Genomic DNA, 985 nt, shown 5'->3' on the forward strand with positions numbered 1-985 from the left:
AGCCATGGCGTCGCGCAATGCTTCGCGCACGGTCTGGGTTTTCATCGGTGTGCCTTCCGGGAAATCCGGGGAGGCTTTGGACACCACCTCGACCGGAGCCGCAGCTTTCGCCGGAGCAGACGCCGGTGCTTCGGCCTCCGCAGGGGCCTGAGCCTCAGCAGCGGGGGCAGGGGCCGCGATGTCGTCCGCGCTCTCGCCCTCTTCGACGAGGATCGCGATCACCTCGTTGACCTTCACACCCTCGGTGCCCTCGGCCACGAGGATTTTGCCGACGATCCCTTCGTCCACGGCTTCGAATTCCATCGTCGCCTTGTCGGTTTCAATTTCCGCGATGATGTCGCCGGAGGAGACGGTGTCGCCCTCCTTGACCAGCCATTTCGCGAGCGTGCCTTCTTCCATCGTCGGAGAAAGGGCGGGCATCAAAAGTTCGGTTGCCATTGTGTCGTTCTCCCCGGATCAGGCGTTATGCTGCGGAATTTCGTCCGCGTAGATGTCGGTCCAAAGCTCTTCGAGCGCCGGTTCCGGGCTTTCCTTGGCGAATTCTGCGGAGGCGTTGACCACGGCCTTGATGTCCTTGTCGATGGCCTTGAGATCGTCCTCGGTCGCGTGGTTGCCGGTCAGAAGGATAGACCGCACGGCCTCGATCGGATCGCGTTCTTCGCGCATTTTCTGCACTTCCTCGCGGGTCCGGTATTTCGCCGGATCGGACATGGAGTGACCACGGTAGCGGTAGGTTTTCACCTCAAGGATATACGGCCCTTTGCCCGCGCGGCAGTGGGCCACGGCACGCTCACCGGCCTCTTTCACGGCCAGCACGTCCATGCCGTCCACTTCCTCGCCTTCGATCCCGTAGGCCGCGCCGCGTTCCCACAGGGATGGCGATTTGGTCGAGCGGGCCACCGAGGTGCCCATGGCGTATTGGTTGTTTTCAATGACGAAAATGACCGGCAGGTCCCAAAGTTCAGCCATGTTGTAGGTCTCATAG

At 61.8% G+C, this 985-nt stretch carries 2 protein-coding genes; both read right to left on the reverse strand.

Annotated elements, in window-relative coordinates:
- Nucleotides 1-438: biotin/lipoyl-containing protein (locus LCL87_RS25520; RefSeq protein WP_225024252.1), on the reverse strand; the 438-nt coding region annotated here is incomplete at its 3' end.
- Between the two features lie 18 nt (nucleotides 439-456).
- Nucleotides 457-985, reverse strand: a 529-nt coding sequence (locus tag LCL87_RS25525) for a thiamine pyrophosphate-dependent enzyme (RefSeq protein ID WP_237692809.1), incomplete at its 5' end; no start/stop codon positions are given.

The organism is Prescottella equi, from assembly GCF_020171745.1.
Classification (GTDB): Bacteria; Actinomycetota; Actinomycetes; order Mycobacteriales; family Mycobacteriaceae; genus Prescottella; species Prescottella equi_A.